Source organism: Methylocystis sp. L43 (assembly GCF_015709525.1).
In the GTDB taxonomy this organism is placed as follows: domain Bacteria; phylum Pseudomonadota; class Alphaproteobacteria; order Rhizobiales; family Beijerinckiaceae; genus Methylocystis.
Genome location: NZ_JADNRA010000028.1, coordinates 99,264 through 121,604, shown reverse-complemented (window position 1 = coordinate 121,604; position 22,341 = coordinate 99,264). Strand labels below are relative to the sequence as shown.

At 63.9% G+C, this 22,341-nt stretch carries 19 protein-coding genes; 16 read left to right on the top strand and 3 right to left on the bottom strand.

All coding sequences use genetic code 11. The annotated features are described in order from the left end of the window. The first annotated feature begins 86 nt into the window (after positions 1-86). From IYX23_RS09870 to IYX23_RS09805, 14 genes are all read left to right on the top strand, one after another. Positions 87-1,637 carry a leucyl aminopeptidase gene (locus tag IYX23_RS09870; RefSeq protein WP_196392608.1) on the top strand — a complete coding sequence of 517 codons (1,551 nt, stop codon included), beginning with the start codon at positions 87-89 and terminating at the stop codon, positions 1,635-1,637. Positions 1,638-2,420: 783 nt separating this feature from the next. After that, on the top strand, positions 2,421-2,816 hold the full coding sequence (locus IYX23_RS09865) for a DUF4383 domain-containing protein (RefSeq protein ID WP_196392607.1): 396 nt from the start codon (positions 2,421-2,423) through the stop codon (positions 2,814-2,816). A gap of 58 nt (positions 2,817-2,874) precedes the next feature. Continuing rightward, positions 2,875-3,186, top strand: a complete 312-nt coding sequence (locus IYX23_RS09860) for a BON domain-containing protein (RefSeq protein WP_196392606.1) — start codon at positions 2,875-2,877, stop codon at positions 3,184-3,186. A gap of 167 nt (positions 3,187-3,353) precedes the next feature. Then, positions 3,354-3,833 (top strand): DNA polymerase III subunit chi, encoded by a 480-nt coding sequence (locus IYX23_RS09855; RefSeq protein WP_196392605.1) that lies wholly within the window; start codon positions 3,354-3,356, stop codon positions 3,831-3,833. A gap of 41 nt (positions 3,834-3,874) precedes the next feature. Then, entirely contained in the window at positions 3,875-4,648 is a 774-nt protein-coding gene (locus IYX23_RS09850; RefSeq protein WP_196392604.1) for a class I SAM-dependent methyltransferase, read from the top strand. After that, on the top strand, positions 4,645-5,697 hold the full coding sequence (locus tag IYX23_RS09845; protein WP_196392603.1) for an ABC transporter ATP-binding protein: 1,053 nt from the start codon (positions 4,645-4,647) through the stop codon (positions 5,695-5,697). Before IYX23_RS09850 ends, IYX23_RS09845 begins: the two co-directional genes overlap by 4 nt. A 177-nt stretch (positions 5,698-5,874) precedes the next feature. Next, positions 5,875-6,789, top strand: a complete 915-nt coding sequence (locus IYX23_RS09840) for an ABC transporter permease subunit (RefSeq protein ID WP_196392602.1) — start codon at positions 5,875-5,877, stop codon at positions 6,787-6,789. Further along, the gene (locus tag IYX23_RS09835) at positions 6,786-7,619 is read left to right on the top strand and encodes an ABC transporter permease (RefSeq protein ID WP_196392601.1); all 834 of its coding nucleotides are present in this window, start codon (positions 6,786-6,788) and stop codon (positions 7,617-7,619) included. Before IYX23_RS09840 ends, IYX23_RS09835 begins: the two co-directional genes overlap by 4 nt. Then, positions 7,616-8,164, top strand: a complete 549-nt coding sequence (locus IYX23_RS09830) for a CDP-alcohol phosphatidyltransferase family protein (RefSeq protein ID WP_196392600.1) — start codon at positions 7,616-7,618, stop codon at positions 8,162-8,164. The genes IYX23_RS09835 and IYX23_RS09830 overlap by 4 nt, the downstream gene beginning before the upstream one ends. Before the next feature lies 1 nt (position 8,165). Next, complete coding sequence (locus IYX23_RS09825) at positions 8,166-9,386, top strand: AI-2E family transporter (RefSeq protein ID WP_196392599.1); 1,221 nt, start codon at positions 8,166-8,168, stop codon at positions 9,384-9,386. Then, positions 9,383-10,078: a DnaA/Hda family protein gene (locus tag IYX23_RS09820; protein WP_196392598.1), complete on the top strand. Its 696-nt coding sequence runs from the start codon at positions 9,383-9,385 to the stop codon at positions 10,076-10,078. The genes IYX23_RS09825 and IYX23_RS09820 overlap by 4 nt, the downstream gene beginning before the upstream one ends. Before the next feature lie 78 nt (positions 10,079-10,156). Continuing rightward, positions 10,157-12,391, top strand: a complete 2,235-nt coding sequence (locus IYX23_RS09815; protein ID WP_196392636.1) for an RNA degradosome polyphosphate kinase — start codon at positions 10,157-10,159, stop codon at positions 12,389-12,391. Next, positions 12,384-13,910 carry an exopolyphosphatase gene (gene ppx, locus IYX23_RS09810; RefSeq protein WP_196392597.1) on the top strand — a complete coding sequence of 509 codons (1,527 nt, stop codon included), beginning with the start codon at positions 12,384-12,386 and terminating at the stop codon, positions 13,908-13,910. Before IYX23_RS09815 ends, ppx begins: the two co-directional genes overlap by 8 nt. Before the next feature lie 44 nt (positions 13,911-13,954). Next, positions 13,955-15,001 carry a linear amide C-N hydrolase gene (locus IYX23_RS09805; RefSeq protein ID WP_196392596.1) on the top strand — a complete coding sequence of 349 codons (1,047 nt, stop codon included), beginning with the start codon at positions 13,955-13,957 and terminating at the stop codon, positions 14,999-15,001. An 80-nt stretch (positions 15,002-15,081) separates the two neighbouring features. Here the strand turns inward: IYX23_RS09805 and IYX23_RS09800 are convergent, their stop codons facing one another. Continuing rightward, on the bottom strand, positions 15,082-15,468 hold the full coding sequence (locus IYX23_RS09800) for a hypothetical protein (protein WP_196392595.1): 387 nt from the start codon (positions 15,466-15,468) through the stop codon (positions 15,082-15,084). A 249-nt stretch (positions 15,469-15,717) separates the two neighbouring features. Then, complete coding sequence (gene rnd / locus IYX23_RS09795) at positions 15,718-16,890, bottom strand: ribonuclease D (RefSeq protein ID WP_196392594.1); 1,173 nt, start codon at positions 16,888-16,890, stop codon at positions 15,718-15,720. Positions 16,891-17,213: 323 nt separating this feature from the next. On the opposite strand from rnd, the gene IYX23_RS09790 reads away from it, so the two are divergent. Beyond that, the gene (locus IYX23_RS09790) at positions 17,214-18,164 is read left to right on the top strand and encodes a tetratricopeptide repeat protein (RefSeq protein ID WP_196392593.1); all 951 of its coding nucleotides are present in this window, start codon (positions 17,214-17,216) and stop codon (positions 18,162-18,164) included. A gap of 24 nt (positions 18,165-18,188) precedes the next feature. On the opposite strand, the gene IYX23_RS09785 is transcribed toward IYX23_RS09790, so the two are convergent. After that, a complete protein-coding gene (locus tag IYX23_RS09785; protein WP_196392592.1) occupies positions 18,189-18,707 on the bottom strand; it encodes a peroxiredoxin in 519 nt (172 codons plus the stop codon). Positions 18,708-18,829: 122 nt separating this feature from the next. On the opposite strand from IYX23_RS09785, the gene IYX23_RS09780 reads away from it, so the two are divergent. Next, positions 18,830-22,336 (top strand): AsmA-like C-terminal region-containing protein, encoded by a 3,507-nt coding sequence (locus IYX23_RS09780; RefSeq protein ID WP_196392591.1) that lies wholly within the window; start codon positions 18,830-18,832, stop codon positions 22,334-22,336. Positions 22,337-22,341 lie beyond the last annotated feature (5 nt).

Genomic DNA, 22,341 nt, shown 5'->3' with positions numbered 1-22,341 from the left:
CGCGCCGCCGGCGCTAACTTTCTCAAAATCCCGACGCATTCGCGCCGGAACGGCTTCCGCTTCGGCGGAGGAGGCAAGAGGCCCTGATGCTCGTCAACGCCAAATATGAACTCCAGCCCTTCGACGCCGCTGAAGCGCTGCTGCGCCAGCCCGAGGAGGCCGCGCATCCGCGCACGCTCGTCGCTTTTGTCGGCCGCGATCTCGCCATGGGCGAGCGCGCCGCGAGCGTGCTCAAGGATGCGGCCGCGCATCTTTCGCGCGCCGCCGCGGCGGCGAAATTCAAGGGCAAATCGGGAACGTCGCTCGAGATTCTGGCGGCGCCCGGCGCGCCCGCGAGCCGGGTGATTCTGATCGGCCTCGGCGCCGCGGAGGAGACAGAGGGCGGCGAAGCCGCCAAGCCCTTCGAGGACTTCGTGGCGCTTGGCGGACAAACCGCGGCGAAAATAGGCGCCGGCGCGCGGGCGGTCGTGCTGTTCGACCTGCCGGAAGGGGTTTCCGCCGCTCACGACTCGGTCGGCCAATTCGCGCTCGGCGGCTGGCTGCGCGCCTATAAGTTCGATCATTACAAGACAAAGAAGAAGGATGAGGCGGATCGCGACGGGCCGATGGAGGTCGTCGTCGCCCTGGCCGATCCGGACGGCCATAGCGCCGCGATGTCGGATGGCGGCCATTTGGCGGAAGCCGTCATGCTCGCAAGGACGCTCGTCAATGAGCCGGCGAATGTGCTGACTCCGCCCGAATTCGCCCGCCGCGCGTCGGAGCTAATGAAGCTCGGCGTCGAGGTCGAGGTCCTCGACGAGAAGGCGATGTCCGAACTCGGGATGCGGGCGCTGCTCGGCGTCGCGCAGGGGTCCGAGGCGGGCGCCCGGCTTGTCGTGCTGCGCTGGAGCGGCGGCGCCCAGGGCGCGGCGCCGATCGCCTTCGTCGGCAAGGGCGTCGTTTTCGACTCCGGCGGCATTTCGATCAAGCCCGCCGCCTCGATGGAGGACATGAAGGGCGATATGGCCGGCGCCGCCGCCGTGACCGGGGCCATGTACGCGATCGCCGCCCGCAAGGCGAAGGCCAATGTCGTCGGCGTGCTCGGCCTCGTCGAGAACATGCCGGACGGCAAGGCGCAGCGGCCGGGCGACATCGTCAAATCCATGTCTGGTCAGACGATCGAGATCGTGAACACCGACGCCGAAGGCCGGCTCGTCCTCGCCGACGCGCTGACATACGTTATAGAGAAGCATCAGCCCGCAGCGGTCATTGATCTGGCGACGCTCACCGGCGCCATTCTCGTCGCCCTGGGCCAGGAATATTGCGGGCTATTCACCAATAGCGACGAACTCGCCGAACGCCTGACCAAATCCGGGAACCATATCGGCGAGAAGCTGTGGCGCATGCCGATGGGTCCCGCCTATGACAAGCTGATCGACTCGAAATTCGCCGATATGAAGAACACCGGCGGCCGGCACGCCGGCTCGATCACCGCCGCGCATTTCATACAGCGTTTCGTCGGCAAGACGCCCTGGGCGCATCTCGATATCGCCGGCACGGGGATGGGCTCGCCGATGAGCGACACCAACCAGAGCTGGGGCGCCGGCTGGGGCGTGCGGCTGCTCGACCGGCTGGTGCGGGATTATTATGAGGGGTAGCGGCCGGGCTCGCTATCTGGGCTGGTTATGCATGCAGAGGAGACGGCGATCGTCGCCGTCTCCAGCGGCCACGCCAAACGAAGCTTAATTACACTCGTGAGACTATAATGATAACAGTCCCTATAAACAGCGATAAGAGGCTGGCTTGTAGATCATAGAGCATGCAATCGTTGGCGTTTATTGGGTTAATCAATATTTCTACTTTATCATTTACCTTGACGTCTCTGCTGTTTTGGCAAAAGCCAAATCCGACATTGCTGACATAGTGCAGCTGATCAAAATCATATTCCACTTTCACCCTGTCCCCAATGAATTCGCCAATTGTCGGCTTGACGTCGACGACTGTCGCCTCCGATCGCCGCCACGCGAAATATCGTCGCAGGTTTAGCCCGCTAAAAAGAACGATAACGAAGCCCGGTAGAATAAGGACGTGGTGTGGGCCTTCAATTTGCATCCGTTTCAGCTCACATTGCGCTTGACCAAGCCCCGCTTCGGTTCCGCAAACTAGGACCTCGTCTCGCCGTGCGGAGGCGGACGCCCCCCAAAGGCCTGAAACGGACGTAGCGTTCTTTTTCGCTGCAATACCTTCTAGCAGGCTAACCGCTTCGCTTGCGCCGTCAAGCCCGGTATTAATAAAACGACTAACATTCCTAAGCTCACTATAGCTTTACGCTCTCACTATAGCTTTGCAGCTTAGTATATTGCGCAAATTTAATGGAAATGCTTTGGCGCCGCCCAATCTGATGGTCAGTTCAGTTGGTCCTGGACTGAAAGGAACGCATCATGATCGAATCTCGATGGAACGCGGATTTCATCGCGACAATCCTCGGCGTCGTTTTCGTGGCGGTCGGCCTGCTGGGGTTCGTCCCCAATCCGATCGTCTCTGACGGCGGCTACTTCCACGTGAATGCAGCCCATAACTTCGTGCATCTCATCACCGGAGCGCTTTTGCTGCTCAGCCCCTATTTCGGCGTTCCGGTCCTCATGATTCGCACGCTGGCCATCGTCTACACGGCGCTCGCCATCCTGGGCTTCATCGCGCCGAACGTCGCTGAACTTGGCGGGCTGATCGCCATGAACCACGCCGACCACTGGCTGCATGCCGTCCTGGCCGTCGTCCTGCTCGCGATCGGCTTCATGAAGCCCATGGAACGATCGGTCACCACTGCCCATATGTAGGAGCTGAAAAGCGCAGCGCCGCAGCCTTGGGGCTGCGGCGCTTTGGGCCGAGGCTGCAATGACCGGTATGGACACAGCAGGGCTTCGCGACGCCGTCCGCGACGCTCTCGACAAAAGCCCTCTGGCGGACGCCAAGTCGATCTTAGTCGAGATCGTCGAGGGAGACGTCGTGCTGAAAGGCTCCGTCGCCTCGTCGGCTGAATGGATGGAGGCGGAATACGCCGCTTCAACGGCCGCTTCGCCCCTCAAAGTCAAAAACGCCCTGACCATCAGCGGGGTTTGGGAGGCGCCGAAAGACGACGTCTACCAGGCCGGCCTTGAATCGTTTCCGGCCAGCGATCCGCCTTCCTGGACCCCGGGCGAGACTTAAGGTTTTCGCTGCGCAGGCCAAGCGATGGTCGGGCGAGTCCGCCAGTCCGGCGCGGCGATCGGCTCCGGCGCTAAGGAAACCTGCGACCGCCCTGGACGAGGCTGTCGCCCGTCGAACTTGCACGAGGCGGAGAGTTCCGACATAGCCGGGAGCGAAAGCCGCCCGACATGCCCGAGATCGCCTTCTATCATCTCACGCGCGCCACCGTGGAGCAGACGCTGCCGACGCTCCTCGAGCGTTCCCGCGCGCGCGGCTGGCGCGCCATCGTGCAGGCGATGAGCGAAACGCGCCTCCAGCAGCTCGACGCCGATCTCTGGTCGTACCGTCCGGAGAGCTTTCTCCCGCACGGGACGAAGGCCGACGGCGCGCCGGAGGCGCAGCCGATCTATCTCACCTGCGAGAACGACAACCCCAATGACGCCGAGGTGCGGTTTTTCATCGAGGGCGCGCGCATCGCCCCGGCGCTCGCCGGCTCTGGCGCGCCGCGCGAACGCGCCGCGCTGGTTTTTGATGGACGCGACGACGCCGAACTTGCCGACGCGCGCGCGCAATGGAAAGAACTGCGCGATCTGGGCTATAGCCTCGTCTATCACCAGCAGAGCGAGAGCGGCGGATGGGTAGAGAAGGCGCGCGAACCGAAAGCGTAGATCACGCCGCATCGGGGCGAGATCGCCAAGATGCGGATCAGGTGATCGATTCCAAAGGCTTAGAGCGCGCTCCAGTCGAAAAACCGGATTCCACTTTTTCGCAGCGCGCTCTTAGCGAAGATTTCGCCGAGCGCCGCGCCAAGGCGCGCGAAAGGCTCGACGCCGTTGATCCGCATAAGCGTCCCGGCGGGATCGAGGCCGATCCCATGCGCCGGGAATGGTTCGAGGCGGTCTACGCTCTCGCCGAGGACGATCCGGCCGGCGTGCCCTGGGCGCATCTTGAGCCGCGCCCGCTGCTTGAAGACTGGCTGGCTGCCCGCTCGCTTACTGGCCTTCGCGCGCTCGACGTCGGCTGCGGATTGGGCGACAACGCCGAAGCGCTGGCGCGCGCCGGCGCGCAGGTCGTCGCCTTCGATCTCGTGGAGCGCGCCGTGCAATGGGCGCGCGAGCGCTTTCCTCGGAGCAGCGTCGACTATCACGTCGCCGATCTTTTCGATGCGCCATCGGAATGGCGCGGCGCCTTCGATCTGGTGCACGAACTCTATACGCTGCAGGCGCTGCCGGAGGCGCTTCTGCCCGACGCCGCGCGGGCGCTCGCCGCTTTTGTCGCGCCGGGCGGAACGCTGCTCGTCATCTCGCGCGCCCGTGACGAAGATGAGGAGATTAGCGGCCCGCCATGGCCGCTCGCGCGGAAGGACATCGAGGCGTTCGCTGTCGACGGCCTGCGGCTTGTTTCTCTGGAAGACATTCCACCGAGCGGTCATCTCCCTCGCCATTGGCGCGCCGAGTTTCGTCGCGACGAGGCTGGCGGGTGAGCGCGCCGCTGCTGTCGATTAAAAGCGTCAGCAAAAAATTCGGCGCGGTCGTTGCGCTCGAGGACGTGTCGCTCGACGTCGGGGCCGGCGAATTCTTCGCGCTGCTCGGCCCGTCGGGCTGCGGCAAAACCACGCTGATGCGTTGCATCGCGGGTTTCGAGTCGCCGGACGCCGGGACCATCGCGCTGAGCGGCGTCGATCTTTCAGGTGTGCCGCCCTATCGGCGACCCGTGAACATGATGTTTCAGTCCTATGCGCTGTTTCCGCATCTCAACGTCTTTGAGAACATCGCTTTCGGGCTGCGACGGCAGGGCGAGACCAGAGACGCCATCGACGCACGCGTCAACGAATTGCTCGCGATGACGCAGCTTTCGGCTTTTGGCCATCGGAGAATCGCCGAGCTGTCCGGCGGACAGAAGCAGCGCGTGGCGCTGGCGCGGGCGCTCGCGCCGCGTCCGAAATTGCTGCTGCTCGACGAGCCGCTCGGCGCGCTCGATCGCAAGCTGCGGGAAGAGACGCAGTTTCAGCTCAAGGAAATACAGCGGTTGACGCAGACGAGCTTCGTCATCGTCACGCATGACCAGGATGAGGCGTTGGCGCTCGCCGATCGCATCGCAGTGATGCGGGCGGGCAGGGTGGAGCAGATCGCCGGGCCGATGGAGATTTACGACCGGCCCGCGACGCGTTTCGTCGCCGGCTTCGTCGGCGAAACGAATTTCATCGAGGGACGCCTGGACCGCAATGGCGCCGCGGCGCTGATCACCGAGTTTGGACGAATCCCCTGCGAGCCCCGAAATCTTCCGGGCGGCGCGCGGGCGACGCTCAGCGTGCGCCCCGAGCGGATCGGCGTTGCGCGCGACGGCGAGGGGATCGCGGGCGTCGTCGAGGATTTCGTGTTTCGCGGCGAAACGACGCTGCTGCGGGTGCGCGTCGCCAGCAACATCGTTCTGCGGGCGGCGGCAAGCCATGGCGAGCGCCACGCGATAGGCGACTCCGTGAGGCTCAGCTTTCCGCCTGGCGCCGGCGCGCTTCTCGCGGAGGAGAGATAGGGTGAGGTTAACAATGAATGCGCGGCGCAACGCGGATTTCCTCATCCTGAGGAGGCCTCGTAGAGGCCGTCTCGAAGGACGAGGAAATCCAGTCGCGCGAGAAGCCGCGCCTTCGTCCTTCGAGACGCCTGCCGCGCAGGCTCCTCAGGATGAGGGCGCTTTCACCGGGCCTGTGGGATGAGCGCGCGCCGCAGACTCTCGCTGGGCGAGCGGCTCGTGATCGCGGCGCCTTATCTATGGATCGGCGCCTTCTTCCTTGCGCCGATGGCGCTCATCGCCAAGATTTCCGTTTCACAGTCGGTGCTCGCGCGCCCGCCCTATCGGCCGATTTTCGAGCCTTCCGACAGTTTGGCCGCCATCTGGGCCAAGGCGCAGACTTTTACGTTTGACGCCTATCGCGCCCTCGTCAGCGACACGCTTTATCTCGAATCCTATCTATCCTCGCTCACGATCGCCGCGATCTCGACGCTGATCACGCTGATCATCGCCTATCCTTTCGCGCTCGCCATGGCGCGCGCGCCCGAGCGCCTGCGTCCCCTTCTCATCGGCCTTGCCGCAGCGCCGTTCTGGACGAGCTTTCTCATCCGCGTCTACGCCTGGATCGCGCTGTTGAAGGATGAAGGGCTGATCAACAATGCGCTGATGGCGCTGGGGCTCATTACCGCGCCGCTGCAGATGTTCGCGACGACGGGCGCTGTCGTCGTCGGCATCGTCTACTCCTATTTGCCCTTCATGCTGCTGCCGCTTTATGCGGCGCTGGAGCGTCAGGACCCCAGCCTTCGCGAAGCGGCGGCGGATCTCGGGGCGTCGCCGGCGCAAGTGTTCTTGCGCGTGACGCTGCCGCTTTCGCGTGAAGGCGTCGTTGCCGGCGCGCTTCTCGTCTTCATTCCCGCGGTCGGCGAATTCGTCATTCCCGATCTCCTCGGCGGCTCCGAGACGCTGATGATCGGGCGAACCTTGTGGAACGACTTCTTCTCCAATCACGACTGGCCGGCGGCCTCGGCCGCGGCGATCGTGCTCGTCGCTGTGTTGATGATTCCGCTGCTGCTGTGGGAGCGGGCGCGGCTTGCCGATGAGGATGACGCCCGATGAGCGCGGCCGTCTCTTGGGCGCGTCGCGCGACTCTCCTTATCGGCTTCATCTTCCTTTACGCGCCGATCGTCATTCTCGCGGTCATGAGCTTCAACGCGTCGCGTCTCGTTTCGGTGTGGGGCGGATTTTCAACGAAATGGTATGCGGCGCTCCTGGAGAATGAGCAGCTTCTACATTCGGCGAAGATCAGCCTCGCCGCCGCGCTGACCTCGGCCACGATCTCGACTCTGCTGGGCCTCCTGGCGGCCATATCGCTCACGCGTTTCGGCCGCTTTCGCACGCGTTTCCTGCTTTTTGGAGCCGTGCATGCGCCGCTGGTTCTGCCGGAGGTCGTGCTCGGCCTCGCGCTGCTGACGTGTTTCGTCGCGTTCGGGGTGGGACGAGGCTTCATCACGCTGGTCATCGGACATGTGACGCTGACAATGTGTTTCACGACGGTTGCGATTCTCGCGGCGTTGCGCGACAGCGATCCGGCGCTCGAAGAAGCGGCGATGGATCTCGGAGCCACGCCTTTCGGGGCCTTCGTCCGCGTGGCGTTGCCGCAGATCGCGCCAGCGATCGTCACCGCTTATCTCTTGGCGTTCACGCTTTCTCTCGACGATCTTGTCATCGCCAGTTTCGCGACGGGCCCTGGCGCGACGACGCTGCCGATGCGCATCTACTCACAAGTGCGTTTGGGCGTTTCGCCGCAGATCAACGCCATTTCGACGCTGCTTCTGGCGCTCGTCGCCGTAGCGCTCGGACTCGCGGCGCTTGTTTCTTCCAGCCGCGCGCGGCGCGATGGTCAAGTGGTGACAAGCTTGGCGCGCGCGCCAGATAATGCATCATGACAAAAAATTGGTTCGCTTCTCTTCCGAATTTCATCACCATCGGCCGTCTCGTGCTGACGCCGGCGGCCATCATCTTGATCGTCGAGCGTCAGTGGACCGCCGCCTTCCTGCTGTTCGCCGTCGCGGGCCTGTCGGACGCCCTCGACGGTTGGCTGGCCCGGACCTACTGCCTCCAATCCGAACTCGGCGCGATTCTCGATCCCATCGCAGACAAGGCGCTGATCGTTTCAATGTACGTGACGCTCGCCATTGTCGACGCGCTGCCGGCGTGGCTCACAATCATGGTGGTCTTTCGCGATGTCATGATCACTGGCGCGGTGTCGCTGTCCTGGCTCATGGGCCGGCCGATGAAGGTGCATCCACACTTTTCCTCCAAGGCGACCACCGCCGCGCAACTGGTGTTCGCGGGCGTCGTTTTGGCCGTTCAGGCATACGGCCTTCATATTCCGCTGTTAAACGTAACGCTCATCACAGTCGTAGCCGCATTGACCGTTGCTTCCGCCTGCGTCTATCTGTGGCTTTGGGTCCAGCATATGAGGCTGTGACATGTCACAGAGAACACCGTCGCTCAGCTCCGGTACTGCGCAGCCGGCGGTCATTCCGCCGCCGCCTCTCGAAACAGGCGACGACGCCGAGATGCGGCAGCTGCAATGGGCGGGGCTGAGCCTTGAAAGGCAGCTCGCGCTCTGGGGCTTGACGCTGCTGGCGCTAGGCCTGTCGCTCTATTTCTTGAGCCCGGTGCTTGCGCCCTTTGTCGCCGGAACGGCGCTCGGCTATCTGCTCGACCCCGTGGCTGACCGGCTGCAGCGGCTGGGCCTGTCGAGGTTGGGCGCCGCGGGTCTCCTGCTCGTCGTCTTTCTTCTGGTCGTCGGGACCGCGGCCGTTATTCTGGTGCCTATTCTTTCACATCAGCTTGCGGGCTTCATCACATCGCTGCCGGGCTATTTGCAGACGCTGCATGGGCTCCTGACGCAATGGAGCGAGCGCTTCACCAGCGATTCCATCAATGGCTGGTTGCAGGAATTCGGGCTGGGGGGCGCCGCGGCGTCCTTCGATGCGCAAAAATATATAAACGATCTCACCAGCCAGGGCGCGACATTGCTCGGCGATTTCGTGAAATCGCTGTTGTGGCGGGGCTATGCGCTGATCAACGTGGTCTCGCTCATCGTCATCACGCCGGTCGTCGCCTTCTATATGCTGGTCGACTGGGATCACATGGTCGCCATCATCGACGATCTGATTCCGCCGCGCCATCGCGAGGATGTGCGCTCGCTCGCGCGCGACATCGATCGCGCGCTTGCCGGCTTCGTGCGCGGACAGTCGCTCGTCTGCCTGTTCCTTGGCATTTGGTATGCGGGCGGGCTTTCGGCGATCGGGCTGAATTTCGGTTTTCTCATCGGCGTCATCGCGGGTTTTCTGAGCTTCATCCCCTATGTCGGCTCCGTCACCGCCTTCGTTCTATCGATCATCGTCGCGATCGTTCAGGGCTGGCCGCACATCAATCTGCCGATTGAGGCGGTGGCGATCGTCACGACCGGACTGATCATGGACGGCTATGTGCTGTCGCCGCGGCTCGTCGGCGCCTCCGTCGGGCTGCACCCGGTCTGGATCATGTTCGCCTTGCTGGCCTTCGGCGCGCTGTTCGGGTTTACAGGCCTGATCGTCGCCGTGCCTGTCGCGGCCGCGCTCGGCGCCTTCATGCGCTTTCTTGCAAAACGCTACCGCGGGAGCGCGCTCTATCAGCACCCGATCCCCGACCGCGCATGACCAAGGCCGGCGCGCCGGAGACATGCGAGCCGGGACGTCAGTTGCCGCTCGACCTGCCGACGACGCCGCGCTTCGGACGCGAAGAGTTTCTGCCCGCCGAGTCAAATATCGCGGCGCTCGAAATGATCGAACGCTGGCCGGATTGGCCGGATCGGGTTCTCGCGCTGATCGGGCCCGCCGGCGCGGGCAAATCCCACCTCTGCGCCATTTGGGCGGCGCGCGCGGGCGCGCTTGTCGTTGCGCCCGACGCCCTGCCGACCCTGGAAGTTCTGGTCGCGCAGGCGCCGCGCGCCATCGTCATCGACGACGTCGACCGCGTCGCTGACGAAACCACGCTGTTTCATCTGCTGAATTTCGTGAACGAAAGCGGCGCCTTCCTGCTGATGAGCGCGGCCCGCCCGCCGCGGGCGGAGGACATTCGGCTTCCCGACCTGCTGTCGCGTCTGCGCCGCGCGCCCGCCGTCGAAATCGGCGCGCCGGACGAGGCGTTGATGCGCGCGGTTCTGGTGAAGCTCTTTGCCGATCGGCAGCTCCTCGTCGAACCGCCGGCGCTGGCCTTCGCCGCGCTGAGGCTGGAGCGTTCCCTTGCCGCGGCACGCGCCTTCGTCGCCGCTCTCGACCGCGAGGCTCTGGCGCAGGGGCGGCCTGTCACACGGGCGCTCGCGGCCAAGGTTATTGAGAAGTTTACTTAAGGATTTGGCCGAATGGTTTCGCCGCCGCACAGGCCTGTGGCATGATGGCCGAGACGGGAAGTGGAAATGAAGCCGCATATGAAGCCGCATATTCAGGATAAACTCGCAGCCGAGCGCACGGGCGCCGATATCGCCGTTATGGATTGCGCCGACGGGATTCTCGTGGAGGATCCCGCCAAGCTCGCGGTCTCTCCACAGCGTTTTATCAACCGGGAGCTGTCCTGGCTGGAATTTAACCGCCGGGTGTTGGAGGAGGCCTCCAACCGCAGCCACCCGTTGCTTGAGCAGCTACGCTTCCTGTCGATCTCGGCCAATAATCTCGACGAATTCTTCATGGTGCGCGTCGCCGGCCTTCGAGGACAGGTGCGCTCCGGCGTGACGGCCCGCTCCGAGGACGGCCTGACGCCCGCCGAGCAGCTGACGAAGATCACCGAACGCGTCACGCTGTTGACGAGCGAGCAATTGCGGCGCTGGCGCGAGCTTCGCGCTGAGATTGAAGACGTCGGCATTATTATCGTCGAGCCCGCGGACGTGTCCAAGGCCGACCGCGAGTGGCTTGAGGAATATTTCCTCAGCCGCGTGTTTCCGGTGCTGACGCCGCTCGCGGTCGATCCGGCGCATCCGTTTCCTTTCATCCCCAATCTCGGCTTCACATTGGCGCTCGAACTCGTGCGCCCCGGCGATCGCAAGACGCTGCAGGCGCTCGTCCGCCTGCCGCCGAAGATCGATCGCTTCGTGCGTTTGCCGGCGACGGCGGGCGTTGCCGGCCGTGAGCGCTTCATGCTGCTCGAAACGCTGATCGCGATGAACGCGCAGCGGCTGTTTCCTGGTTATTTGCTGCGGGCGCAGGGGCTGTTCCGGGTCATCCGCGACAGCGATCTCGAAGTCGAGGAAGAAGCCGAAGATCTCGTGCTGCTTTTTGAGACCGCGTTGAAGCGGCGCCGGCGCGGTTCGGTGATCCGGCTCGAAGTGGCGGCGGATATGCCGGCGAGCTTGCGCGCGCTCGTTGCTGAGGAACTCGACGTCAACGAGCCGGAGACTTTCGAGATCGACGGCATGCTGGCGCTCAACGATCTTTCCGAACTCGTCGCGCTCGACCGGCCGGAACTGAAATTCAAGCCCTATAACCCGCGCTTTCCGGAACGGGTGCGCGACAATGGCGGCGACTGTTTCCTCGCGATCAAGCAGAAGGATCTCGCGGTCCATCACCCTTACGAATCTTTCGACGTCGTCGTGCAGTTCCTGCAACAGGCGGCGCGCGATCCCAATGTCATCGCCATCAAGCAGACGCTCTATCGCACCTCCAACAACAGCCCGATCGTTCGCGCGCTTGTGGAGGCGGCGGAGGCCGGCAAATCCGTCACCGCGCTCGTCGAATTGAAGGCCCGCTTCGACGAGGAAGCGAATATTCGCTGGGCGCGCGATCTCGAACGCGCCGGCGCGCAAGTCGTCTTCGGCTTCATCGAGCTCAAGACGCACGCCAAATTGTCGCTCGTCGTGCGCCGGGAAGGCAACGGCCTCGTCACCTACTGCCATGTCGGAACCGGCAATTATCATCCGGTGACGGCGCGCATCTACACGGACATTTCGGTGTTCACCGCCGATCCGGTGATCGGACGCGACATCTCGCGTATCTTCAATTACATCACCGGCTATGCGGAGCCCGCCGGGCTCGAGCGCATGTCGGTGTCGCCGATTTCGCTCAAGAAGAAGCTTCTCGAACATATCGAGCAGGAAATCGCCTTTGTGAAAGCCGGCAAACCTGGCGTCATTTGGGCGAAATGCAACGCGCTTGTCGATCCCGAAATCATCGACGCCCTTTATGCGGCGTCGCAGGCGGGAGTCTCGGTCGAACTCATCGTGCGCGGCATCTGCTGTCTGCGCCCCGGCGTCCCAGGACTGTCCGACAACATACGCGTGAAGTCGATCGTCGGCCGCTTTCTGGAACACGCGCGTGTCTACGCCTTCGGCGGCGGCCATGTGCTGCCGCATCCGCGCGCGCACGTCTACATTTCTTCCGCCGACCTGATGCAGCGCAATCTCGATCGCAGGGTCGAAGTGATGATGCCGATCGTCAATCCGACGGTGCATCAGCAGGTGCTCGATCAGATCATGCTGGCCAATCTGATCGACAATGAGCAGAGCTATCGCGTCCTGCCGGACGGCTCGTCGCTGCGCATCGTTCCGCCCGAGGGCGAGGAGCGATTCAACGCGCACAAATATTTCATGACCAATCCCTCGCTTTCGGGACGCGGCAAGTCGCTCAAGGATTGGCGGCCGCGCTCGCTCTTAAAGCGCGGCCAAAATGCTTGAGGCGGCGGCGCGCGGCGCGACGCAGCGCTCCGACTCCGCGCCAAAACCTGTCGCAATCGTCGACATCGGTTCGAATTCGGTGCGTCTCGTCGCCTATCAGGCGCTCGCGCGCGCGCTGACCCCGATCTTCAACGAAAAGGCGATGTGCGGTCTCGGCAAGGGCGTCGTCACGACAGGCCGACTGCCCGACGAGGGCGTCGAAAAGGCGATGAAAGCGCTGCGCCGCTATCGTGCGCTTTGCGAGACGATGGGCGTCGACGACATCGAGGTGATCGCCACCGCGGCGGTGCGCGGCGCCAAAAACGGCGACGTTTTTCTGGACGCGGCGCGCGACGCCATTCGGCGTGACATTTCGCTGCTGTCTGGCCGCCGAGAAGCGGAGCTTTCAGCGCTTGGCGTCATTTCGGCGATCCATGAGCCGGACGGCGTCGTGGGCGACCTCGGCGGCGGGTCGCTCGAACTGATCGACGTCCACAAGGAAGCGCTCGGCAAGGGGATCACCCTGCCGCTCGGCGGACTCGCGCTGATGGACGCCTCGCGGCGCTCCATGCGCGAGGCGACCCGCATCGCCCGCAAGGCGATCGCCGACGCGAAGCCGCTCGATCATCTTAAGGGCCGCACCTTCTACGCGGTCGGCGGCACTTGGCGATCGCTCGCCAAACTTCACATGCGTCAGCGCAACTATGCGCTCGGCGTCATGCATCATTACCGCATCCAGACGAGCGAAGCCGCAGACTTCGCTGAGCTTGTCGAACATATCGACAGTGAGGCGCTTGAGGACATCGACTTCGTTTCGGCGGCGCGCCGGCCTCTGCTCGCCTATGGCGCAATCGTGCTTGACGAGATCATCCGCCGCGCCAAGCCTCGCGAAATCGTCATTTCAGCCGCGGGCGTGCGTGAGGGCTTGTTGTATGAGCGCCTGTCGCCGGCCGAGCGGCGCGTCGACCCCTTGATCGCGGCGACGCGCGAATTGGAAGCGACATTCGCCCGCGCGCCGGGCTATGGCGACGATCTCATCGATTGGACGGACGCCTATATGGAAAAGAGCGGCATAGACGAAACCGACGAGGAGCGCCGGCTGCGCCACGCCGCCTGCCTGCTCTCCGACATCGCGTGGCGCGCTCATCCGGAATATCGCGCGCAGCGCGCCATGAACATCGTGACGCAGGGGCCCTTCGTCGCCATTGATCATCCCGGCCGCGCCTTCCTGTCGCTTGCAATCGTCTTCCGGCACGAAGGACTCGACGGGGTGGAGGGCCTTTCGGATTTGCGCACGCTGTTGACGACGCGACTGTTCGCGCGCGCGCGCATTCTCGGGGCGCTCATGCGGGTCGCCTATTTATTGTCAGCGTCGATGCCCGGCGTGTTGCCGCGCACGCGCTTGCGGGTCTGCGATCGCGCGGCGACGCTCACTTTGCCTGCCGCTTACGCCGATCTTGCGAGCGAGCGCGTGCTCAATCGTCTGAAGGCGCTCGGCAAGCTCATGGGCGCCGACGCGCAGATAGAGGTCGCGCCCTGAACCAAGGTTCACTCTCCAACGAACTTATTTGAAAGGAATTCGATATGGACAAGCAATTCGCAAAAGGGCTTCTGTCGGCCGCCGTCGCGGTCGCATTGATGAGCGCGAGCGCCGAGGCCTGCACGCGCGTGCTCTATGGGACCAGCGACAAGGACTATCTTGTGGGTCGGACGATGGACTGGGACGTCGATCCGCGAACCAACCTGTGGTCCTTCCCGCGCGGCATGGCGCGCGACGGCGGCGTTGGTCCGGGATCGATCAAATGGACCTCGAAATATGGGTCGCTCATCGCCGACTTTTACAACGCGGCCACGGCTGAAGGTATGAACGACGCAGGGCTCGCGGTTAATCTTCTCTATCTGGCCGAGGCGGATTACGGAGACCCGAAGGCCTCCAAGAAGCCGCTGCTGTCCGTCGGCGGCTGGGCGCAATATGTTCTCGACAACTACGCGAATGTCGCCGATGCGGTGAAGGCGCTGCAAAAGGAGCCCTTCGCGATCGTCGCGCCCGATCTTCCCGGCGGCGTCAAAGCGGCGAGCCATATGGCGCTGGCCGATCAGTCAGGCGACAGCGCCATACTCGAATATCTCGGCGGCAAGCTCGTCATTCATCACAACCCAAAATACACGGTGATGACTAACTCCCCGCCCTTCGATCAGCAGCTTGCGCTCAACACCTACTGGGTCGAGATCGGGGGGTCGAAATTCCTTCCCGGCACGCATCGCGCGTCCGATCGCTTCGCCCGCGCCAGTTGGAATTTAGACGCGACGCCGAAAGTCGACGACAAGCGCGTGGCGATCGCCAGCGTCTTTGCCATCATTCGGAACGTCTCGGTGCCGCTTGGGATATCAACGCCGCAGGAGCCGAACATCGCCTCGACGCGATGGCGTTCGGTCACCGACATCAAGGATCGGCTCTATTATTTCGAGCCGACGCTGAACCCTTCGATTTTTTGGGTGGAGCTGACGAAACTGAAGCTCGAACCGGGCGCCAAGCCCGCGAAGCTCGACCTTGCGGGCAGCCCGATTCTGGCGGGCGAAGTTTCGGACAAATTCGTTCCCGCCGAGCCGTTCAAATTCCTGTCGCACTGACGCGCTTGTTCCTGTCGCACTGACGCGCTTGGCGTTTCTGGGTCTTGGCGGCGCGTCACGGGACGCGCCGCTTCTGATCTTTACTCAGCTGGCGCGCGAGCGACTCGATTGATCTTGTCCACGCGCATGGTCTGTGCGCCAGCGGCGCAGTTGAAGCGCAGGGATGTGCCGACGGCAGAGTCGAAAAACGCCGCCTTTCCGTCCGTGACGGTGACGACGAGGCGCGTCGCCTGGGTCGCCGGCGTCGGATCCTGGTCCAGCGCGGAATCGATGACCATCATGGTCAGACGGCAGCCGTTCTCGCCGCCCACGAAATAGCTCACGACATGTTTTGAGCCAGCGTCAAAGCTCGCCGCCATGAGTGGCTTCATCGTCAAGGAGGCGTCAGCGGCGGACAGGCCCGAGCTTGCTGCAAGGCACAGCGCTCCGCCGAGCGCCGCCGCGACAATTCGATTTCCTGTAGTCATATCTTATCCTTCCGTTTCGGAGCGGGGCCGGCGTAACGCGAAACCGTCGCAGCGAACTGCGCCCCACTCGGGATGGAAGGTAGTTACCGCATTGCAGCACGACAACACCGCACTGCAATAACTTATCGTAATGTCGCATTATCTATATGATATTCAATGGTATTTAATGGCGCACAAATATCCGTCAGTCGCTTGCCTGCGCGCAAAAATGGCGCAGCGGCATGCTGCGCTGCGGCGGAACCTTGAGGCTTATTCGGCGTTCGCGGGTTCGTCCGCCGCTTGCCAGTCAAAGGTGACGACCCGGCCATTTTCCACCGAAAGCGCGAGGCGGCCCCGCTTCAACTCCAACGCCTTTTCGCCGAAGATCGCGCGGCGCCAGCCCTTCAGCGCCTGAACGTCGGCGTGATCGTCATGCGCGACGGCTTCGAGATCTTCGACCGTCGCGATCATCTTGGCGGCGACGCCCGTCTCCTCCGACACTTGACGCAGCAACACCTTGAGCAACTCGACCGTCGCGCCGTTTGAATTGCGTCGGTCGCGCTCGATGCGGGGCACTGTCGCGGGATCGCGCGCAAGGCCGCGCTCCACAGCGGCGATGATTTCGGTTCCCGCGCGGGAGCGCTCCATGCCCTTTGGAAAGGACCGCAAATTGCCGAGCGCTTCGACAGAGCGCGGCGCGGCTTGAGCAATCTCGAGGAGCACGTCGTCCTTCAGGACGCGCGAACGCGGCACGTCGCGCGTTTGCGCTTCGAACTCGCGCCAGGCGGCCAGCTCCATCAGAACGGCGAGATCGCGCGGCTTGCGGGCGCGATGGCGAAGCCGTTCCCAGGCGTTTTCGGGATGCTGCTCATAGGTCGCGGGCGAGGTGAGCGTCTGCATCTCGTCCACAAGCCATTCGAGGCGATTGGAACGTTCGAGCCGCGCCCGCAAGGCGGTGTATATGTCGCGAAGATGGGTGACGTCGGCGATGGCGTATTCGATCTGGGCGTTTGACAGCGGTCGGCGCGACCAGTCGGTGAATCGCGACGATTTGTCGAGACTGGCGCGCGTGATCGCTTTCACCAGTTCGAGATAGGACGCCTGTTCGCCGAATCCGCAGACCATGGCGGCGACCTGCGTATCGAAGATCGGCGCAGGGATGAGTCGGGCGAGGCGCCAGATGATCTCGAGATCCTGGCGCGCGGCATGGAACACCTTGACGACGTCGGGATTGGCCATGAGCCCGAAAAAAGGCGCAAGATCAAGGTCTTCTGCAAGGGCGTCGATCGCCACAGCCTCTTCCGGCGACGCCAGCTGGATCACGCAGACCTGCGGCCAGAACGTGGTTTCGCGCAAGAATTCGGTGTCGACCGTGACGAATGGATGCTGAGCGAAACGGTCGCAGACCGCCGTCAGTTCGGGATTGGTGGTAAGAAGACTCATTGAATTGGTTCTAAACGTTTTTGGTCCAGGTCTGAAGTCCCAAGGAGCGACTTCGGACGTTTCAGCGGCGCTCGGCCGGCTTCGGCCCGACCAAAATACACGGTTTTACAGAAAATTCGCAGACCATCGGACGCCACGTCCGCAACTGGACCGGGCGAAAAGCTGCAACGTGGCGCCGATGCGGTCCAGCAGGGGGCGCGTAGACCGCTCAACTGTCGCAAAAAGACAGCCCTGGGCTCTGGAATTCCAAGATTTCCAAGTTGCGGCCGATGCCTGATGGGGTAGCATGCCGCCGCCACTCAATCCGGGGAGCCACCCAATTCATGCATGAGCGTCTCACTCTCGCAGCGCGCGCGGCCGCGCGCGCGCGGTGTCCGGCGGCTGTCATCGCCGCTTCACTTCTCGTCGTCAGCGCGCCCGCCATGGCTGCGCATAAGGGCGGCGTCAGCCCCGCGTGGGGCCAGTGCCGCGCGCCTGACCCCGACGCGCGCATCGCAGGCTGCACGCTCGTCATTCAGGAGATCGACAAGGAGACCCCGCACAACAAGGTGGCGGCCTATGTCAACCGCGCCGGCGCTTATCAGGCGAAAGGCGACTACGCGCACGCGCTCGAGGACTTTGGCAAAGCGCTGGAGTTTGAACCCAAATCATCGGTGATTCTGGCCGCACGCGGCGCCGCGCATCATGCCAAGGGCGACCTCGACAGCGCGCTCGCCGACTATGATCAGGCGATCGCCGCGGACAAGAAGAACGCCGCCGCGCTTCTGGCGCGCGCCTATGTTTGGCGCGCGAAAGGCGATGTCGAGAAGGCTCTCGCCGATCTCGGGGACGCGGCGAAGGCCGACCCAAAATCAACGGCCCCGGACGTCGCGGCGGGCGCGCTGTATCACGGGAAAGGCGATCATGACCGCGCCATCGCCGCATTTTCCGAGGCGGCGAAGCGCGATCCCAAACTCGCGGCGGCGCGCAACGGACGCGGCGCCTGCCACTACGCCAAGGGCGAATTCGATAAGGCGATCGCCGACTTCGACGCCGCGCTGAAAATCGACGCCAGCTACGTCGGCGCGCTTGTCAACCGCGCCAACGCCTGGCGGGCCAAGAAGGACTTCGCCCGCGCCAAGACCGATTACGACGCGGCGCTGGCGGCCAAGCCTGACCTCGCCGCGGCGAAGAAGGGATCGCAGGACATGGCCAGGCTCATCGCCAAAAAGGGCTCGGGCGCGGCGACGCCGGCCGATGCCGCGCCTTCCGAAGCCGAACACGACCACAATTGAAGCCCGGAGGCGGAAAGGCGCGCGTTACAGCGCCTTGGCTGCCGCCAGAACCTCCTCGGCGTGGCCCGGAACCTTCACCTTGCGCCAAATCTTGGCGATGCGCCCGTCCGGACCGATGAGCACCGTCGTGCGCTCGACGCCCATATATTTTCGGCCATACATGCTTTTCTCGACCCAGACGCCATAGGCACCGAGCGTGTCCTTTCCCTCATCTGACGCGAGAGGCAGCGACAACTGATATTTCGCACGGAATTTGTCGTGGTTCTTGATGGGGTCCGGCGACATGCCGACGACCACGGCCTTCACCTTCGCGAAATTATCGCGTAAGGCGTTGAATTCTATTGCTTCCTTCGTGCAGCCCGACGTGTCGTCCTTAGGGTAAAAATAGAGCACGACTTTTTTGCCCTTCAGCGCGGCGAGTGAGATCTTTTCGCCGCCAGCCCCTGGGAGATCGAAGGCGGGCGCCAAATCTCCCTCCTTCAAGCTTCCCTCTTTCTCCCCCTCCTTAAGTGTGGTTTCGGCCTTGCCGACGGTCGTGCTCATGGCGCCTTCCTTTCGTCGCATCTGCAGCTAAAATCAGTGCGTAGAATGCAGACTGCGCGCCAGCCGGCAAGACCGGCGCATTGCCCGCGTCCGCGCTGCGATCGAGCCGAGAGCGAGGCCAATTGACCGACAGGACGGGGCGCAAGCCTAGCGGCGGCGGAGTCGTCGTCGACGGGGCGCGGCGCGCGATTCAGCGGGCCTGTCGCGCAGCGTGGCGACCGCCATTTTTTCGGGCGCCGCGCCGCGGACTTCCCCGCCTGCTCATGCTCAGCGGGCTTGCCGCAACGCTGCTGTGCACGCTGACGTTCGGCGGTTTCTTCCTGCTGCTTTCGCAAGGCTCCATCACCTTTGCCTGGCTCGCGCCGCGTATCGTCGAATCGCTCGACGAACTTGCAGGCGGCCGGTACGAGTTTTCGCTGGGCGCCGCTGCGATCGGCAATGGCGATCATGGCCCGACGCTGTCCGTCGACAATTTCATCGTCAAGAAAGACGGTCGTCCCATCGTCGCGGCGCCGCGCGCGGAGCTGTCGCTCGACCTTCGCTCCTTGCTGATCGGCCGCATAAAGCTGCGCCGGCTGGAGGTTCTTGATCTGGACTTGCGCCTGTCGGTCAATCCAGACGGCGCCGTCGAGATTTCAGCCGGCGCGCAACCTGTTCCTGCGCCGGCGCCAGCGATTGCGCCCGGCGCGCCAGCGAACGGCGCCGGGTCGGAGCGCGTGACTCTGCTGCGCGACGCGGCGGGCGCCCTGCGCGGGCTCATGGACTTCGCCACGAGCCCGAACAGTCCAATCGCCGCGCTCGATCGTCTCGGCGTGGCGCACGGCCGGCTCACCATCGACGACCGCACGATCGACCGCGCCATCCGCTATGAAGACGTGACGCTCAGCCTCGACAAGGGCGGCGCCGGCATGCGCTTTTCCGCGGCGGCCAATGGTCCCTCGGGGCGTTGGACGGCCGTCGCCGTCGCAAAGGGGGCTCCGGGAGGACGGCGCGATTTCCACGCGCAGTTTCGTAATTTCTCGATCGACGAGATTTCGCTTGCCGGCGGCTTCCGCACAACCCGCTTCGACACCGACGCGCCGCTCTCGTTCGACCTGAGATTTGCGCTCGGTCCGGGCGACGAGGTTCTCGAAGCATCGGGTCAAATGGAGATCGGCCGGGGCTATTTCCGCTTCGACGAGCCAGATCACGAGCCGGTGATGATCGAAAAGATCGCCGGCGTGGCGGTTTGGGACAGGGCCGCGCGCAAGGTCGCCGTCGCGCCGCTTGTGTTCAAGGCCGGCGGTTTCGACATGACCATCGTCGGCGAGGCGCGCCCACCTGACGGGGCGAAGACCATCGCCGATGCGGCGCGCCTGGATGGGCCATGGACGATCGCGTTGCGCCTGAAAGCGCCAACCGTGGTCGCGCCCGAGCGCGCCGGAGAGAAGAATGTCCGCATTGACAACGGACTGCTCAATGCGCGCCTGTTTCGTGACGAACGCCAGATGGTCTTCGATAAATTCGCCTTTGCCGGTCCCGATGCGCGCGTCGACCTCAACGGCGTATTGAGTTGGCGCGACGACATCCGCGTCATACTCAAGATGGGAATCGAGGAGACGCAGATACGCGCGCTCGCGCGTCTATGGCCGACCCATGTCGCGCCGTCCGTGCGCACCTGGTTCGTCGATCATGTGCCGGTCGGCGTCTTAAAGCGCGCCCAATATGCCGCCGATTTCGACGGCGCGGCGCTAAACGCGATGCGCTATGAGCAGGCGCCGCCGGATCGCTCGCTGTTCGCCGAGGGCGACATCGTTGATGCGACAGTCTCCGACATCCTGCCGGGCATGGCGCCGCTCACCGGCATCAACGGGCGACTGCGGATCACCGGGCAGACGGCGTCTTTCGACGCGACTTCAGGCGTCATGGAGACTGGGCCAGGGCGACGCCTCGCCCTGTCGTCCGGCCGCTTCCTGGTCGCCGACAGCGCGCTGCGCCCGACGCCCGCGATGGTCGAGGTCGCCGTGGGCGGCGACGTCGAAGCCGTGTCTGACCTGCTTTCATTGCCCGCGATCGCCGACCACGCGTCTGTCCCCGTCGAAGCGAGCGAGCTGAAAGGAACCATCGAGGGTCGGCTGCGCGTCGATTTCGAGACAGGGGCGACCGCGCGCGACGCGGCGACGACTTTCGCCATCGATGCGACGACGTCGAACCTTGTGATCGATAAGCTGATCGGCCGGGAGAAGCTCGAGAGCGGCGCGCTGCATATCGTCGCTGACCGGGCCGGACTGCGCGTCAACGGAACCGGCCGACTCTTTGGCGCGCCGGCGACCCTCGACGTGCGCCGCGGCTTTGGCGATAAGGGTCCCGCACAGGCGCAGGTCGCATTCACTTTTGACGATGCGGCGCGCCAGCGCGCCGGCTATGCCATCGCCGGCGTCAGCGGCCCGATTCTCGCGACGATACGCACGCCGATCCCGGTCGAGAACGTCGATACGCAGATCGAACTCGATCTTACCCGGACGAATTTCGACAATCCGCTCCCGGGCCTGATGAAGCCGGCGGGAAAGCCGGCAAAGTCTTCGTTCACGCTGACGCGCCACGGCGAGGCGATGTCGCTCGAACAATTCGTGTTCGACGCCGGACCGACGCAGGCGCAGGGCGTCATCGAATTTGGCCGTGAAGGCGCATTCCGCGCGGCCCGTCTCGCGCAGGCGCGGCTCTCGCCCGGAGACGACATGCGCGTCGACGTGCAGCGCAGCGGCGAACTGGTGAAGATCGTCGCGCGCGGCGCGAATTTCGACGCACGTCCGATCATGCAGGGATTGCTGCGTGCCGAACGCGGCAAGGGCAGCGTCGACGACCTCGATCTCGACTTCAAGTCGCCGATCGTCACCGGCTACGGCAAGCAAATTCTCTCAAACGTCGAACTGAAATTGGAGCGTCGCGGCGGCAAGCCCCGCGGGGTGGCGCTTAAGGGCTTTTTCGGCCGCGAGCAGCTCACGGTTGGCATGGGGCGCGGTCAGGATAACCAGTCGCAACTCGAAATTGCGACAAACGACGGCGGCTCGCTGCTCTCCTTCTTTGACATCTATCGGAAGATGGACAGCGGCGCCCTGACCGCGACCGTACAGCTTAGTCAAAACCGCGCCGATGGCGCTTTGCGCATTCGCGACTTCTTCGTGCGCGGCGAACCGACCGTGCGTCAGCTGATGGCGCAAAGCGGAACGGCGCGCGCGGACGATCGCGGCAACTACCGCATCGACCCCGACCTCGTTCGCGTCGGCAGGTTGGAGAGCGACTTCAGCTGGTCGGGCGGACAGCTTACCGTGCGCGAGGGCGTGCTGTCGGGTCCCGAGATCGGCCTCACCTTCGATGGCTACATCGACTTCCCGCGCGAGCGGCTGGACCTTGTGGGCTCATATGTCCCCGCCTATGCGTTGAACAATCTGTTGTCGAATATTCCGGTCGTCGGCGTCGTGCTCGCCGGCGGGCAGCATGAAGGCGTCTTTGCGCTGAGCTATCGCCTCTATGGCGCGCTCTCATCGCCCTCGATCAACGTCAATCCGCTCTCGGCGATCGCGCCGGGGTTGATGCGCAAGATCATGGGCGTCATCGACGGCACCGCGCGAATGCCGCAGCAGCGGTAGTCTTC